Source organism: Flavobacterium sp. (assembly GCF_044376915.1).
Taxonomy (GTDB): domain Bacteria; phylum Bacteroidota; class Bacteroidia; order Flavobacteriales; family Flavobacteriaceae; genus Flavobacterium.
On the sequence record NZ_JBILKB010000151.1, the window covers coordinates 1 to 18,758 of the forward strand.

The 18,758-nt window shown below is 36.2% G+C and carries 4 protein-coding genes and 1 pseudogene; 3 read left to right on the forward strand and 2 right to left on the reverse strand.

All coding sequences use genetic code 11. The features are described from left to right. Nucleotides 1-12,385 (reverse strand): Ig-like domain-containing protein (locus ACIQ6Z_RS10025; protein ID WP_396210731.1); only part of this gene is annotated, 12,385 nt, incomplete at its 3' end. A 482-nt stretch (nucleotides 12,386-12,867) separates the two neighbouring features. On the opposite strand from ACIQ6Z_RS10025, the gene ACIQ6Z_RS10030 reads away from it, so the two are divergent. Beyond that, entirely contained in the window at nucleotides 12,868-14,040 is a 1,173-nt protein-coding gene (locus ACIQ6Z_RS10030; RefSeq protein ID WP_396210732.1) for a helix-turn-helix domain-containing protein, read from the forward strand. Nucleotides 14,041-14,043: 3 nt separating this feature from the next. On the opposite strand, the gene ACIQ6Z_RS10035 is transcribed toward ACIQ6Z_RS10030, so the two are convergent. Beyond that, nucleotides 14,044-14,724 (reverse strand): helix-turn-helix domain-containing protein, encoded by a 681-nt coding sequence (locus tag ACIQ6Z_RS10035; protein ID WP_396210733.1) that lies wholly within the window; start codon nucleotides 14,722-14,724, stop codon nucleotides 14,044-14,046. Between the two features lie 894 nt (nucleotides 14,725-15,618). Between ACIQ6Z_RS10035 and ACIQ6Z_RS10040 the strand changes: the two are divergent. Continuing rightward, nucleotides 15,619-16,686, forward strand: a pseudogene (locus ACIQ6Z_RS10040) (MBOAT family O-acyltransferase); the annotation flags it as partial. 1,521 nt (nucleotides 16,687-18,207) lie between these two features. Continuing rightward, a partial coding sequence (locus ACIQ6Z_RS10045; protein ID WP_396210734.1) for a PKD domain-containing protein occupies nucleotides 18,208-18,758 on the forward strand: 551 nt, incomplete at its 3' end.

Genomic DNA, 18,758 nt, shown 5'->3' on the forward strand with positions numbered 1-18,758 from the left:
TAAATGTATATGAACCATCTGCATTTACTACTATCGTTCCTACTCCAGGAATGGAAGCCGTAGTTCCTGCATTATACGTAACGCCATTGATTTCAAATTGCGTTACCGCTAAGGTATTCCCATCAGCGTCTGTATCATTGGTCAACACGTTACCCGAAATAGGCGTATCTTCTGTAGCATTCAATACATCATCAGTAGCTACTGGTACATCATTTACAGCGGTAACCGTAATGGCTAAAGTTGCTGTATCGGTTTGTGTTCCATCACTTACAGTATAGGTTATTACGGGAACCGTTCCGTTATAATTTGCAGCTGGCGTAAACGTATACGAACCATTTGCATTTACTACAATTGTTCCAACTCCTGGTATCGTCGCTAGGGTGCCAATTGTAAATGGACCTGTTACTCCTGCAATTGTATATCCTGTTACTGTTAATGAAGTACCCTCTGGATCAGAATCATTCGTTAATACACTTCCTGAAACTGCTGTATCCTCGGTTGTTGTTTTAATATCATTTGTGGCAATTGGCGCATCATTTACGGCTGCTACTACAATGTCAATTAATCCCGTATCTGTTCCACCATTTCCGTCAGAAACGGTATAGATAATATCGGGTACATTACCGGTGTAATCTAAGGCCGGTGTAAATGTATATGAACCATCTGCATTTACTACTATCGTTCCTACTCCAGGAATGGAAGCCGTAGTTCCTGCATTATACGTAACGCCATTGATTTCAAATTGCGTTACCGCTAAGGTATTCCCATCAGCATCTGTATCATTGGTCAACACGTTACCCGAAATAGGCGTATCTTCTGTAGCATTCACTACATCATCAGTAGCTACTGGTACATCATTTACAGCGGTAACCGTAATGGCTAAAGTTGCGGTATCGGTACCGCCATTTACATCGGTAGCTGTATATTCTATAGAAGGAACATTTCCATAATAATTCGCCACTGGTGTAAAAGTATACGAACCATCCGCATTAATTATGATTGTTCCAACTCCACTAATTGTAGCGGTTTGTCCGGCATTATAGGTTTGCCCTCCAACCGTGAATGTGTTTACCGTTAAGGCAGCAGCTGGTGAACCAGACCCAGTATCATTGGTCAACACATTACCTGTAGCAACTGTGTCTTCCGTAGTTGTTTTTGTATCATCAACAACAGAAGCTGTATTGGAAAGTACCAAACGAGCTGCATTAGAAACTAAATTTCCACAAGCAAAATTCGATTGTGACACTTGTAAACGATAACGGTACTCGTTCATAGAACTTATAACACCTGTAACTGTTAGGGTAGACGTAGTTGCGCCACTGTAAACCCCTGCATTGGTTACATTGGTCCAAGAAGAACCACCATTTGTACTCACTTGCCATTGGTAGTTAGTAGTACCTGAACCTGCGGTCACCGTTGCACTGAATGTTACCGTGGCACCAGAACTGGCCGTTTGATCGATTGGTTGCGCTGTAATAGTACTACCAGTTCCTGAGACTAATGCATTAACATAAGTTCCTGTATAATTAGCAGCAGTAACTGAACCATTCGTATTGACAGCTGGTGGATTGCCATTGCCATAATATTGGTTATTATCTGTGCCTTGCGCAGTTGCTGTATTGTAATATTCATTGGCATCCGAACAACCATCGTTATCAGAATCTGAATCCAATTGATTTGGAATGCCATCTAAATCTGAATCGGGACAACCAATGGCAGTGAATGAAATATCATCAATAGAAAAGTCATTTCCACTGGCATTAGTAGACACATTTTTAATAATAAAAGTTACCGTTTGGTTGCTAGCCGATGTAAAATCAATTGTAGCTAATTTCCAGCCCAATGAATTTTGCACACCTGTATTTGCTGTTGCTAAAACTGCATTGCTGCTTGAAAGAACCTCAGCGGCTAATTGATAATCATTGGCTGTCGATGCTGCTTGGTGCCAGAACGAAATTCTGTATTTTGCACCTGCTTGAAGGGTTACACTTTCGCTGTAGAAGTTACCCACAGTTGTATTTCCGTTTACTGCTAAATAGGCATCTGTTGCAGTACCTGTAGTATGACCTACATAACGCCAGAAATTGGCTGCTGGGTGATACGGTGTACTTTGATTTACTACCGCATATTGTGATGCACCCGTATTAGAACCTGAATAAATATACCCTCCTGTAACAGCTGTATTTGCTAAGTTACGTGGTGCAGCAGCCGTTCCAAATGTACCGTTGCTTTCATTGGTATTTAATTGTGTTAATGGACATTCTACAGTGTCTAAAACTCCATCGTTGTCATCATCAGTATCAACTAAATCTTTGACGCCATCATTGTCGGTATCTAAACAAGCATTGATTAATGTAGATAACGCATAATTTGTATAGGTTGATGTATAATTAACTGTTCCCGCAGTAGTAGCGTTTTCGTAATTGTTTAATAAACCATTATTGTTTGAATCTGTTCCTGTTGGGTAAACAGAGGTACTTGTTGCCGTTGTTGAACTTCCTGCTTCTATGGCATCGCTACAACCATCGCCATCGGAATCTAAATCTCTTGAATTTGGAATACCATCTCCATCAGTATCTAATATACACGTGCGCTCTGTAAAGTAGGCTTCTTGAATCCAATCACTGAACGTACCTTTGTTAGACGTTCCATAAATTCGGTATTTGGTATAGGCCGTATAATTGCCAGTAATTGGTAATTTATACGAATTATTTGCCGCAAAAATTGGTACTGAAGGCGTGCCAAATGTTTGGTTGGCTGTTAAATCTACCCAAGTTGTTCCATTCCAACCTTGTACTTTATAGGTCCCTGTTGTTCCTAATGGCAAACGTGTTCCATTTCCTCCTGGTCCAATTTCAATTGCGCTAAGAATTTTAGCCGTTGGTAAATCAAATTGTAAAATAGTTTGATTTAAAAACTCAGTAGTAGAATAGGCAACCAATTCCTCTACGTTATTGACCATAAGCGCCAAAGTAGTACTTCCATTATAACCCCAAGTAACCGTTGATGAAACCGTAATTCCGGTTTTGTTCAAACCAGCCGTAGCACAGTTGTACTCTTCTGTATCTAAAACCCCATCATTGTCATCGTCAAGATCTGAAAAATCAGCAATTCCATCGCTATCCGTGTCTGTACACATATTAACGGAATTGCTAGTTGCATAATTATACGTATACGTTCCATTATACAATCCTGATCCAGCTGTTGTTTCTAAATTATCAGCTAAACCATTTGTTCCATATGGTGCTGGGTGCGCAAAATTAGCTGTTGTACTTGTTGTAGTTCCTGCTTCTTTGGCATCACTACAACCATCACCGTCGGAGTCTAAATCCAGGTGATTTAAAATTCCATCACCATCTGTATCACAAGTCATGGGTGCAGTACTTCCATAAACATCAAAAAAGGCTGTTGCAATTTTGTTTTGATTCGTGGTATACCAAGGTGCTCCTTGTGTAATGGTTCCGTCTACAAACCACGCTAAGAAACTACTTTGGTCTGTTGTTCCGGGTAATTGTTTCATTCCTGCTAATGCAGAACCCGCAACTGTTGGAGAGTAAAACAACACATCAGAAGCTGGTACGTTTAGTATTGGAAAATAATTGGCCCCAGACAATGAAGGCGTCGTAAATAAGTTAGCATATGAATTGTTATTATTTAAAGTATAGGTTTGTGTAGCTGTAGGATTTGATGCTGATACGGAATAACTTGATCCAAATACGTTATTTAATAAGTTTACTAATCCATTTCTATTGGCTGCTACACAACAGTTATCTGATTGGATAATAAACGCCTTACTGGTTTTATTTTGAATAGCGGTTTGCAAAGCTGCCCAATGGTTTGCATGAATCGTATTGAATGCCGCTCCACCAAAAACTACCATATCATAGCCATTATAAAATCCTGCTGGCACAGTAGCTGTTTCAATAATATTCGATTGTACAATAGTTGCACCAGTCGCTTTATTGTTGTTGAATTCGTTAAACAAACTCGAACGCATGGTATTAAAATCTTCATTGGAACCAGCAAATAATATATTTGCAACAATAGGTTTACATTCCGCACGATCTAATATACCATCGTTATCATCATCTAAATCAATCAAATCACCAATTCCATCATTATCCGTATCTGTACATGCATTAATAGATGAAACAAGAGCAAAATTTGAATAATAGGATGTGTAATTAATTGAGCCTGCTGTTGAACCTTCATAGTTGTCCAATAAACCATTCCCATTTGTATCAGTTCCGGTAGGATAAACAGTTGTGCTCGATGCAGTAGATGAACTTCCTGCTTCTTTAGCGTCTGAACAGCCATCACCATCAGAATCCAAGTCTAGTGCATTTGGAATTCCATCATTATCGATATCTGTTGCACAACTCGCTTCTTTAAAGTAAATCTCGGTTGCCCATCCTGCACCAGCCGCACCTGAAATACCAAAAATTCGGTAGTATTTATAAGCCGTACGATTGTTTGCAAAATTCGCAATATTGGAATTGTTAGTTGATAAACCTCCGCTAGTAGAAGTGGCAACATTATTATAAGTAAAGGTTCCTGTGACATCTGTCCAATTCGTATTGTTATTACTTCCCTGAATTTTATAGGTGGAACTTAAAGAAAATAAATATTGGCCTGAGTAATGACCTATTTCTAAATAGGTTAAAGCTTTTGGAGTTGGGAATTCAAAATTAAACCAAGGACTATTACTTAAAGTCCCCGTTGGAGCGCTTGCCACATAAACATTTGCATCAACTCCATCAATCAAATTATTGATTGTATTAGAATTATAGCCGTAATTAATTGTGGAAGGCTTTGTAATGATTAGACCTGTTTTGCTGGTAGTAATGATGCTACAATTTTCCTCTACCGTATCTAAAATACCATCATTATCGTCATCTAAATCAATCACATCGCCCACACCATCATTATCGGTGTCTGTACATGCATTTATTGATGAAACAATAGCATAGTTTGAGTAATAAGAAGTATAATTAATCGTTCCAGCAGTAGTACTTTCGTAGTTATCCAATAAACCATTTGCATTTGTATCTGTTCCAGTTGGGTAAACCGAAGTGCTCGATGCTGTAGTAGAACTACCTGCTTCTTTCGCATCGCTACATCCATCACCATCGGAATCTAAATCCAAATGATTAAGAACACCATCGTTATCTGTATCGTTTGTACAGCTGCTTTTTGGATACAAACTTGCTTGGTAAGAAGTTGGTAAAACCAAACGCAATTCATACACACCACCATAACTACAAGTTCCTGCTACACCAACAATACGGAACAAAGTATATTTAACTGTTGGGTTCAAGGTGTTTGAAACCGTAAACAACCCTGAAGTTGCAGTTGAACTCACAGCTGCAGATAAATCTGCCCATGTTGTTCCATTGTCTACGCTACCTTGTAATTTAAAGGTATTGGCTGTTGAAGGAGATAGTGCCCAATTGAACAACTCCATTTGCACGCCACTAATAGCGATTGGACCAACAACACTTGGTGTTATTCGAAACAACTCTTTTCCTACCCAATTTTGTCCAGTACTGAATGCAGAATAAGTTGTAGCATTGTTGTCTATTGCATTTGTAATTGAATTAGTACTATATATTGTTAATTCAGTGGTTAATTTTGTTGGTAAACTTGCTTCTGAGTTTGTAAAGAAACACGCAGGTGATTCCACTGCGTCTAATATACCGTCATTGTCATCATCGATATCAGAAATATCAATTATGCCATCTGAATCAGTATCCAAACAGGCATTTAAAGCTGAACTTGAAGCAAAATAATACGTATATAAACCAGTATAATTCCCGTTTCCTGATGTTTCTAATGCATCCGCAAAACCATTCACACCGTAGGGTCCGTTTGCAATCGTGTTTGCTACATTGGCTGTTGTTGTTGTGGTTGATGTTGACCCTGTAGCTAAATTAACAATGCTGCCCGTATTCAATGTTCCTGTTACACCTGCTTCTTTTGCATCCGAACAACCATCACCATCTGAGTCTAAATCAAGTTCATTCGGAATTCCGTCGTTATCAAAATCACAGTTTTTATTGATAACACCATAATCTCCTGTAATAAAGGTTTGACCTATTACTACCTGACCTATTTGGAATGTATTTGGTGTATTGGTATTTAATGTAATTTGGTTGAAAGAACCTGATCGTAAGCGCATTTCTTCCAAAGGACCATTAGAAGTACGTGAGCCGAAAATTCTTACCTCACCTAATTCATCTATATAGATACGTGCAAGAGGTCGTGATTGATTTCCAGCGATTTCCCAAACTGCCGAATACGATGTGCCATCTAAAAATTCTACAACAGAATTAAATGTACTCGGAGTAAAAAACTCTAATTCCTGTGGATTCACTAAATGAGTACCATTAATACGTAAATTGAATGAATTGTCCAAAGACCAGACATTTACCACTAATCCATTAGGGGCAGCCGGGAAGGTTTGAGAAGCAGAAGCACCATTTGTAACCGTAAATGTCCTTGGTGAATAATTAACATTATTCGGGTCAAAAGGAGGGCATTCTTGTGAATCTAATATCCCGTCATTGTCATCATCTAAATCAAATAAGTTGCCTACCCCATCCGTATCGGTATCAATACAACCATTGTATTTCGTTGATAGCGCATATTTATAAACGAACGTTCCATTATATACAGCACTTTCAGTTGCTGTCTCTAATGGATTGGCAAAACCATTGCCCCCATAAGGCCCATCAGCCACTGCGCCTGCTACATTTGGTGTAGTTGTAAGTGTTCCATTCACTAAATTAGAGACGGTCCCTGCAAGCAAAGTCCCTATTATACCTGCTTCTTTTGCGTCTGGACATCCATCGCCGTCAGAATCTAAATCGAAATTATTAGCAATTCCATCATTATCAGTATCTGTTGCTGTACAGCTTGCTTTTGGATAGAAACTTGGCTCAAAGCTATTCGCTGTTGTGAAATAAAATTCAGTAGCATACCCATTGACATTAACCGTTCCAGCAGTTCCATACAAACGGTAATATTTGTATCGTGCTTGGTTTTGAGTAATAGTGAAAATTTCGTTGGGTGTGTTTGCCGTCCAAAATGGAGCAACAATTGTATTATCTGTAACGGTATTGAATGTTGTCCCAGTGTTTAAGTCTGTCCACGCAGTATTATCATTACTACCTTGAACTTTAACAATTGCTCCTGAATTAAAGTGACTATTTCCATCGGCAAAACGAAGGGTCAAACGTGATAATGAAACAGGATAGTTAAACGTGATTTTATACAATTCTTTGTTTACAATTGATGAATTATGAACAAATCCAATAGCTATCGTTGTACCATCTCCATCAATTAAATTTTTTGGTTGATTAATTGAGCTAACTCTTGGGATTTCTGATGAAATAGTAAAGCTAGCTTGTCTGTTCCCACTTGCAAAGTAGGTAGCTGGGAAATAACAATTTGGAGATTCTATTGCATCTAAAATACCGTCGTTATCATCGTCAATGTCCATTATATCAGGTACTCCATCCGTATCAAAATCAGCACAAACATTCATTGTTGCGCTTTTTGCATAATTAACATAAGTAGATGTATAATTAATCATTCCTGAGTTTGCTGAAGTTTCTACACCATCAGCCAAACCATTTGACCCATAAACTCCTTGAGCAAGTGCATTCGTCACTGTCGTTGTAGTTGATGAACCATTAACGGTATTTACTAAATTACCAGAAATCAATGTACCAGAAACCCCTGCTTCTTTGGCATCACTACAACCGTCTCCATCGGTATCTAAATCCAAGCGATTGATAATACCATCGCCATCAATATCCGGATTACAAGTAGCCGCAATGTTATCGGAAAAATCAGTTCCTCTTTCGAAAGGATTGAAAACATATACCGCTCTGTTTTGAGTTGAACCATCTCCAAATGATCCCGAAACATTGTGTCCTACGTTTCCAATCTCACCTTTGTCATTTAACATTGGAGTTAAGTGACCTCCGTTTTCTAGAACATATATAATCTCTGTTTCTGTTCCACCAGGTAATCCAGGAACTAACGCATTCGTATTTCCCAAACCAATCATGTTATTTGCACCAGAAGAACCCCAAGATAAAGGAGAACCTGTATTTAATATAACTGAAGCAGAAGTATAGCCATCGGTTGCATTTTGTGCACTTAAGTATTCCACATCTTGAAGAATCCCTACTCCATCTCTCCCTTTTACATTGCTCCAAGAAGTAGTATTTGTTAGGCTGTTTTGCCCCAAAATACCTTCTGAACCTGAACCCACTGAATAGACTTTTTTATCGCTACCCAATAACAAATAGGTCATACTACCACTATATGTTCCATCAATCATTACAATTCCAACACCACTTGGTAACGGATTGGTCATTTCAGTAGCATAAGCTAACGTAGTTGCCGCTGAACCATTTCCTAGGTATACATTCGTACCCCACGTATATAATTTATTATTGGTGACATCAGCCGCAAATGATCCATTAGAGGTAGCTTCTACCTGTGCAATATTCGTTAATGGCGTATTCGGTGCCACTAACACTTTGGTGAAACCTCTCGTTGCAACGGATAAACCTGCTCCATTTAAAGATGGAATTGCCATTGCATATGCATATACACTTCCATCGTGCAATAGAATCAAAAAGTTATTCGTCGATGCACTAATCGATTTAATGTTTTTAGGATCAATTTCTGAAGGTAGCGCTACTTTTTGGAATGGACTTGCACCAGCATTTGTTGTGCCAGGCAAAACAAAATTGGTGTTTAAATACCCCCACACCCAAATTCCATCCGTTGTCGCAAGCACATAACAACTGTTTGAACCTACGGCTGCCATATCAATTATTTCACCGGTGTAATTATACCCATTGGCTGGTGTTACTAAAGTTGGTGTTACTTGATCAGTTCCATCTGCTTTCGCATACTGCCCAGCCACATAATACTTGCCACTTTTACTTCTAAACAAAGTTCCGTGAAAAGCAGAACTCATCATTTTTGATTTAAAATTGGCTAAATCCGTCCAGTTAGAAAAAGCGGGTGCATTACATTCTTCTTCATCTAATACACCATCATTATCATCATCTAAGTCAACAATATCACTACTATTATCACTATCTGAATCCAAACATGCTTTCGTATTTTTATCTATTACATAAAGAAAGTTATATGTTCCATTGTAAATACCATTATCTGCTGTTGCTTCTAAAGCATTGGCAAATCCATTCGTGCCTACTCCAGTTGTAGGGTAAGTAAAATTTTGTGTAGTATTGGTTGTTGTTCCTGCTTCAAAAGCATCACTACAGCCATCCGCATCTGAATCCAAATCCAAACGGTTTGGAATACCATCATTGTCTGTATCACGATCAAAACAAATTGTTCTTTGCGGATAAGTTGGGTTTGTTAAACGAATATTAGACAACAAAGCAGCTGATGATCCAGCTGATACTACTAATTTATATGCTGAAGCGGCCCCAGCAAAGGTTTGTTTGACAACTCCATCAATTTTCACTGTCACAGTGCCGTTTGCTGCAATATCAATACTATATTCTTCACTTCCTGTTACAGCTCCATGATTAAAGCTCCATACGCCACCGTTAAAATAACCATAAGCTTGTGTTGCTGCTATGTTAAATTTATATCCAAGATCATTGTAGTTGTTTGGTGTTTGTGTATTTCCAACTGGTATCAAACCAAACATCACGGTTCCCTCTGTCGTTAAACGATTAAATTTAAGTGAAATTGGAAGTGTAAAGTTTTCAGAAGAATAAGATGAGGTCCAAGCAGGAGTATTGGTTGTAATGGAATTTTTTGTTTTGCTAACAACGGAAACACCATTGAAAGTTACATTTTCTAAATTTACTCCAAAAGACAAACACGACACTTGCTCTTGTCTATCCAAAATACCATCGTTGTCATCATCAATATCTATAACATCTAAAATACCATCTGTATCGGAATCAGAAACATTTTGTTTTACCGCAAAACCAAGTACTGTATTATTGGGTAATACTTGTGCAATTTCCCAAGTTGCTGTTACTCCCGTACCTACTTTTGTCATGGCGGTATAAGTCGCATTTACAAAGTTGCCATCGCCATCAGCATCAACAACTAAGTATACCGTTTCGGCATCATAAATATCAATTAATGAATTTGGTAATGTAGAATTGGTACTATTTCCAAAAGCCGGAACGCTAATTTTTGTAGCTGATGTAATTCCTGTGTTGCTTACTTTCCATTTTCTACTTAGCGGATAATAACTTCCAACTAATGTTTCTGAATAGAGTAAATCTGCATTGTTATCACCAACAATTAAATAATTATTATCGGCAGCGATGTCATTGCCAGCAGAAGAAGCATTCGTTGCACCAATAATGGAATTATTTCCAAGTGTAATAAATTTACCAGAGTAATTTGTTGAAAATGCTTGGCGTTGATGTAAGCCTTGACAATCCGAGCGACCAATACCAAAAACATTATTATGGTAGGTTGCATTGGTGGTTTTGTTCCAAACGGTTGCTCCGCTTCCCGAAACATAATCCTGATCCAATGTCAATCCGTATTTAATGCCAAAATATGAATTCACAAACGCTTTTTGTGCCGCATTGTGTGGATTCTGGAAGGTAATGATTTCAGCGATTGGTCCTTGCCAACTTCTTGCTTGACCCGATTGAAAAGATATAGTTGATGCACTTAAAGGGTTAGCGTTAGTTGAAGTTGTTGTCCCCACAAGATTTGGATTCCCTTGTGGACCAAAATCATAACTTGAGGTAGCGGTTGCCGTTGCTCCATCCAGTTGGAAAGCTACATTTGCAGCAGACATAGTACCTATGAATCCTAATTGCCCGGTTGCGCCACCATAATAATACGGAGCCGTTCCATTACCAAATAAAACATGATTATAAGAGCCTCCAGCAGCTGTCAAATCTTGTGCTACCCAATATGCCTGACGAATATTTGCCATGTCTGGCATATTCATAGCACTATTTGCTGGGTTTGTAAAATTTAATGCTGGATTAAAGTTAATTTGATTAGCAGAAAAGGTGGGTTGGTTGGCAACTGTATTTTGATATGCATCAAATTCATTTCCTGACAAGTCTTCCATAAAAGGCACTTTATCATTATTCGCATATGCTGTGGCTGTCGATTTTGTATAGACATCCAAACGCAAAGCTCTATAACTAATAAATGAGGAAGGAATCACGCGTACATAACGGCAATTTATTGTGGTTGGAAAATCAGCATAATGGAAGGCGGTATTGTTTTCATTACCTTCAAACAAACCAAGGTTTGTCCATGTTACTAAATCATTCGATACTTTAACGTAATAATCCTGAGCATAATAAGCTGCACTTCCAGCGCCCAAAGTAACAACTCCATCAACTGCTTGAACTGAACCTAAATCTAATGTAATATTTCCTATTGGGTTGGAACCTGTTGGAGCGGCATTTGCTCCCTGTACTGCATTAGGAATCCAACCATTTGCTCCGGTTAATACAGAAGCAGCAGCTGTCCATGTAGTATTTAATTCTGTAGAAGCAACACGATTGGCTGCCGGAACATTTTTATGTGTTCGGGTAATTTTTGATGGGGCATCGGCTTTTACCCACCAACTTGGTTTGGAGGATAAACAATCCGGCGAAAATGTACTAGTTGCTGTTGGCGTAAAGGTATATTTCATTCCATTTCCAATACCAGGAAAAATGGTATTCGCATTGTAATTAATTCTTCCGGATGGGATATGATTAAATGTGTAAATTGACAAATATTCATCTGCTCCAAAATTTCCTAAACCTACAGAAGCACTCGGCGTTGAAGTGGGTGCAGTACCATATAAATATTCAATTTTATTAGATGTTTCATATAGTTTTATTTGGTAACTAAAGCCAGTAGCTGCATTGGCCGCATAAGCTACTTTCCATTGAATCGTTAGAACGCGATTCGGAGCCGTTCCAGTTAATAACGTCGAAACTCCTCCTCCTGAAGCGGTTGTTGTTGTATAAGTTGCGTCCCACCAAGCATACAGTTTGGGTGTATTCACAATAGAACTTGCATTATTAGCTGATTCAGTAGTAACTACAACGGATCCAAACTTTAAAAGTCCCGCGGCATTAACAGAAATATTTCCATACGTATTTCCTTGAAACACAAAGTCGAAACCAATAGGTGTAACAGCAGAAACTGCTCCCAAAGCTGATCCTCCATTGATAACATTGGTGCCACCTGAAATTTCAGAATAGGTAAAGTCCTCTGAATCAAACTTAAGATTGGTAATCTGGGCTTGTACATCAGTTATCAAAAACATCAATAATCCAACGATAAAAGTTGAATAGGAAGATTTTTGATTTGTAAATTGAAACAAAGAAATAATTCTTCTCATGAGAGAAGGGTTTGAAATATCTTTCATAGTAAAAAGGGTAATTGTTGCTTTTTCCCAAGGGCAAAAAGTATTCGTTTTATATTTTAAATTAATTTTGTTTATCAAATGACGTTTATTCATAATCTCTGCATGAAAGCATTAATTGCTGGAAAATCAAAAAACAGCATTAGCATAGAGCTAAGTACCTTAATTTATTGAGCGTGCGTAAAAATAAAACACTATATATTATATCTGTTTCATTTTTTGTACTCCCTATCCTATTTACTAAAATTAGTATTGAAATAAAACATTAATACCCTAACTAAAATTTAAAATAGCTTAATATTTATTAGAAAAATATATATTTAAATACCCTAAAAAATTATTAAAAAATATATTTTAAAAAAAAGGTAAATTTTAATTTTTTAGGAATACTTTACTATTTTTATAAATAAGATGGCAAAAAATTGTTGTTGTTTTGTAAGGTAAAAAAATACTACTTTATGGAAAAATTAGCCTATTACTTACAGATCGGTACCACTTCAAGCAGTATGATTTTTGCCTTAGTGTTTGTATTTTACAATTGGAATAAAAGTCTCTTCAAAAAAATATTATCCATACAATTTATTGTTTTATCTTATGGATTATTCGTCAATTTTATTGCCATCAATGATTTCTTAGCGCTATTCCCTCATTTCAGCAGAACGGGTTTATTGTGTGCTTTATTAATTCCTCCGATCCAATTTTTAGCCGTTAATACCTCTTTAAACAAGCGAAAATTACAATGGAAAGATGGCTTGCATTTTTTGCCAGCACTTTTGTACCTTGTTAATTATTTCAACTATTTTATTCTATCAGCTGAAAAAAAAATTCTATTGCTTGAACACACTAGCATTGCCGCTTTCAATGAAGGATTCTTACCCGCCAACGTTTTACCAATACTTTCTCTTCTACAGACAACGTTTTATTTGGTTTGGTTTGGTATTTTGGTGCGAAAAATTAGAAAAGAAATTACATCCGAAACAATTCGTTATTTTTACTTTTTTATGATGATTTATATGGTATTTCATTATTTACCAACATTTATGCTCATTTTATACTATTATGACACCCATACAATAACGAGCTGGATACCCGTAATTTATGCAAAAGTGAATTTGATTTTCTTTTTTAAAATATTGGCAACGCCAGAATGGCTTTTTTATCAAAAAAACCAACCTTCAGTACTAACCAATGAACCCAAAAAAGCCACGCTAAGCAAAATAGAAATCAACCCATTAGAACAATTTTTGCTCTCAAAATTAACACCTAACAAATCCATTCTGTCTTCTGATGAAAAGCATTTATTCGAGCGTTTTACAACCGTTGTGGAAGCCGAAAGGTTATTTCTAACACCGTCTTTTGGACAAAAAGAAATTGCCGAAAAATTAGAAGTATCCGAATATAAATTACGCCAATTGATTGATAAAGTATACGGAATTAAATTTTCAGATTTCACCAATTATCGTAGAACATACTTTTTGATTAACGAAATGCGAAAAAACCCTCAATGGCAACGCTATTCATTTGTTGCGATTGCAAGAAAATTAGGATATTTAAGTGCTAATTCTTTTTATTTAAATTTCAAAAGGATTTCGGGAGTAACACCCAAAGAATACTTTCAAGCAGAAGATTAACGGTTAAGGCAATTTAGTATTGCTAGTTTGCTTTTTAAGGTTGTCAAAATAAACTTTTGGAGTGCAACCCACATAATTCTTAAAATGAGCATAAAAATTATTAACACTATTAAAACCTACTTGATACGCTAAATCTTGGAAATTAGTAGCCAATGCTGTTTCCAATGTCACATGGTTTAGTAAATAATTGATACGGTATTCATTCAAAAACTGATTGAAATTTTGATTGCGAATCAATTTAATTGCTTTGCTGATTTGACGAGCTGGAATTTTAATTTCCTGCTCTAGTTGCGTGATTGTGTAATCTGGGTTTAAATAGGTTTTATGCAAATTAAAATATTGCTCAATTTTTTCCAAATGATTGTGAGTTGTAATTTTCTTGTGCGATTTTACAACAGCTATTTGAGTCTCTTTTTGTTCGCTCTCAAAATAGGGACGATAAAGAAAATTGGGGATAAAGAAAAAATATGCCAGCATGATAAAGGTAGTTATGAATCCAATTATATTAATCTCATAAATACTATTATCATTAAATAAATAAAATGAATCCGGAAAAAATAAAGTAACTAAATTTAAAAAAAGATAGAATGTTAAAGCAATAAAAAAATCTCTTAAGCTATTGCTTAATGCAATACTTTTTTTATTAATAAATAAGATAACCCCCATCGCAATTGTATATCCCATAAAAGGAATTACTCTAATTAGATACACCACGTCATTTGATAAAAACGAACCTTCGTTTAGCAAACTATCGTAACCCTTTGAATAAACATTTGAAATATCGGCTACTTTTTCTACTGAAGATTTTGTGTAGAATGACCAATAATTAGCAAAAAATAACAAAGCTGGTATAAAATGAAAAACATCATACCATTTAAATTTTCTCTGGTAAACCTCAAAAACCAACATTAAGAAAACAATTGGTAGTCCTATTCGAATAACTAAATGGCTTAACAATAAGAAATGCGGATAATGCACAATTTCGTTTGAAAGATACAGATGAATGGAGAACGACCGTATTAATAATAAAAAAAGTATACAACTGATTAATTTGTGCGTAAGACTGATTTTAAAATTTCTAATAAAAAAAATACCCGCTACAAAAATATTCAATATAAATACTGAAGCTGTTAATAAGTCATATAGATTTAATGCCGTTTCCATTTCAAAATTTAATTATTACAATATTAACATTATTTTATATCAATTGGAAATAATTTGATTGCAAATAATATACAAGTTGTCAATAAAAAATAATTAAAACATTAAGCTATTGTATTAAAAAAACAGCGCATAACTAACCTCAATAATAGGCTTGTTATTTAATCGACCCCTCTTTTTTAGTAAATTATGAGAATACATATAAGTATTTGACAAGAAAGACTTTATTAGTCCCTTAAAACACCATTAATAGATGAAATATCTACAATACTCATATAGAAATAGAAATCGCTAAATGTCATTCTACGACTAAAATCAATTGAATACTGTTTTGCTAATTCCTTAAATAGTTTCTCAATTCAAAGAAATACCCGATATTTGGCAACTCAAACAACAAAACAATTTAGAGACAGTTAAATGTTTTTCAACTCCTTATCTTTTGCTCTTTTTTTACCCATCGTATTTGTACTGTATTGGTTCGTATTTAATAAAAATAAAACCACACAAAATGCAGTATTGATTGTAGCGAGTTACTATTTTTATTCCTGTTGGGATTGGCGGTTTTTGTTTTTATTGGTGTTTTCTACTTTGCTCGATTACGTGAGCGCCATTATGATGGAAAACAGCACGACCCCCAAAAAACGAACGTTTTGGTTATGGTTGACTATTGGAATTAACTTAGGATTTTTAGGTGTTTTCAAATATTACGATTTCTTTGCGCAATCTTTTGCGGATTTGTTGAGCGGTTTCGGATTTCAAACGAATCCGGTTTTATTGAAATTGATTCTACCCGTTGGTATATCCTTTTATACCTTTCATGGTTTGTCTTATGTGATTGATATTTATTATAAAAGAATCACCGCCGAACGCAATTTTATCGACTATTCGTTATTCGTAAGTTATTTTCCGCTTTTAGTAGCCGGACCCATTGAAAGAGCTACGCATTTATTACCACAAGTAAAAATCAAACGCCATTTTAACTTAGAAAAAGCCAAAGAAGGCAGCTATCAAATCCTTTGGGGATTGGTCAAAAAAGTGGTGATTGCAGACAGTTGTGCTACCTATGCGAATGCTATTTTTGACCATTATGAATCGATGAATTCGTTGTCTTTAATTTTAGGAGCTGCTTACTTTGCCTTTCAAATTTATGGCGATTTTTCGGGGTATTCTGATATTGCTTTGGGAACTTCCAAATTATTCGGAATCGATTTATTAAAGAATTTTAATTATCCTTATTTTTCTAGAGATATTGCCGAGTTTTGGCGGCGTTGGCACATTTCTTTGTCATCGTGGTTTCGCGATTATTTGTATATCCCGTTAGGGGGAAGTCAAGGGAGTCTTTGGATGAAAGTCCGAAACACATTCATTATTTTCTTGGTCAGTGGGTTTTGGCATGGAGCCAACTGGACATTTATGATTTGGGGATTACTAAATGCGATTTACTTCTTGCCTTTGTTAGTACAAAATAAGAACCGTTCCAACATGGGCATCCATATTCAAAATAAACTAAATAAAATGAGAAAAATAGTACTTTTATTATTTATTTGCTTTTCAGCAATAGGATTTGCACAAAATTCAGGCATCACCTACCAAGCGGTTATTTATGGGCCTAATGGTCAGCAATTACCAGCAACTGGAGGTGCAAATAATTTGCATAAAATGAAGATAAATAACTATTGTGTTACACTTGAAACTAATAATTCAAATTGTTGTACAAATATTTCTAGTTTAAATAATAATCAAACGCTATTAAACACCTTTTATCCACCTCAAGAAAATCAATTAATTACACCTGGATCAACTTCAATTATTTTAGATGCGGTACCTTCTGTTGATATTTTTGGTAATAGTTACGGTGATACTTCAATTAGAGAGGGAGATTTATTGCTTCTGATACAAATGCAAGGGGCTAACTTTAACAGTAGTAATTCAACTAATTATGGTTCTGGGCTACCAAATTCTGGCATTGACAATTTAGGAGCAACGGGGTATACAGATTTAGAAAATACCGGAAATTATGAATATGTAATTGCCTTGAACGATGTGCCACTATCCGGAGGAATATTACAAATAAATGGAAACTGTAATGGCGGAATACAAAATACTTATCAAAATATTTTATCCACTTCCAATTCAATTATTAAACGTTTTCAAGTGATTAGAGTACCTAGATTTCAAAATCTTACTTTAAATAGTAATATAGAAACAACTGCATGGAATGGAAAAGTTGGAGGTGTAATTGCATTTGTAGTTTCAGAAGACCTGAACTTAAACGGACATACTATTAATGCAAGTGGAAAAGGTTTTAGGGGCGGCTATCAAAATGTTAGGCCTTCAGGAAGTAGCTCTAATATTATTACAACAACAAATAATACATTGTCATCTGGCAAAGGAGAAGGAATTTCGGGGACACCTCGATTTATGTGGAATGGTATTAATGCAGTAGATTATGGTATTAATTGGATTGGATATATGGGAGGTGATTATGGTAGGGGTGCTGCTGGTAATGCTGGTGGTGGTGGAAATATTCATAATGCTGGCGGAGGCGGAGGCGGCAACGGTGGATATGGAGGAGTAGGCGGTAATGGACATGTAGCAAGTGGTGGTAATGCTTTTTTTCCTATAGGTGGTCGCATGGGAGGTTTTATTCCATTTCAGCCCAATAAAATAATAATGGGAGGCGGAGGCGGAGGCGGCGACGCTAACAATGCTACTACAGGAGTAAAAGGAGGTCCTGGTGGCGGTATAATAATTTTACAAGCTAACAAAATAAATGGTTCAGGACAAATTATTTCAAATGGTTTAGCAGGTGAAGCTGGGATTTTTTTTGGTGCTCCTGATGGTGCAGGCGGAGGCGGTGCAGGTGGAAGTATTATGATACTAACTGATGAGCCATCCCCATCGGCTAACTTAGTAATCGAAGTTAAAGGTGGAAAAGGGGGTAATACTTTAAATGATTTAGGCGATCCCCATGGTCCAGGTGGAGGCGGTGGAGGAGGTATTCTAATGCATAATATTCAAGGAGCTAATTTAAATATTGTAAATACTGGAGGTTTAAATGGATTATCAGGTAATGGTTCTGGAGTAGCACATGGTTCATCACCAGGACAGCCTGGTTTAACTGTTCAGTTTAATCAAAATAATATTCCGAACTTAGTTATTGATTTATACCCAAATCCAGTGTCTAATTTTACAGTAAATAATATTTGTTTAGGGGAGATTTTTCAACCAGTAAACACTTCAAATGTATCGGTTTTAAGCAGTTCAACTTTAGTTAGTTATAATTGGAATTTTGGTGATGGGACAACAAGTACATTGATGAATCCAATACATGTATATAATTCTGTTGGTAACTACACCATTTCACTAGAAGTTACTACAAATTGGGGATGTAAAAATATTCATAGTGAAACCATAACTGTCAATCCAAATATAACCCCTATTTTTAATCCGGTTACACCTATTTGCTCTGGAACATCCCTTAATCCTTTGCCCACTACATCTAATAATGGTATTTATGGAACGTGGTCACCTATTTTAAATAACACGGCTACAAC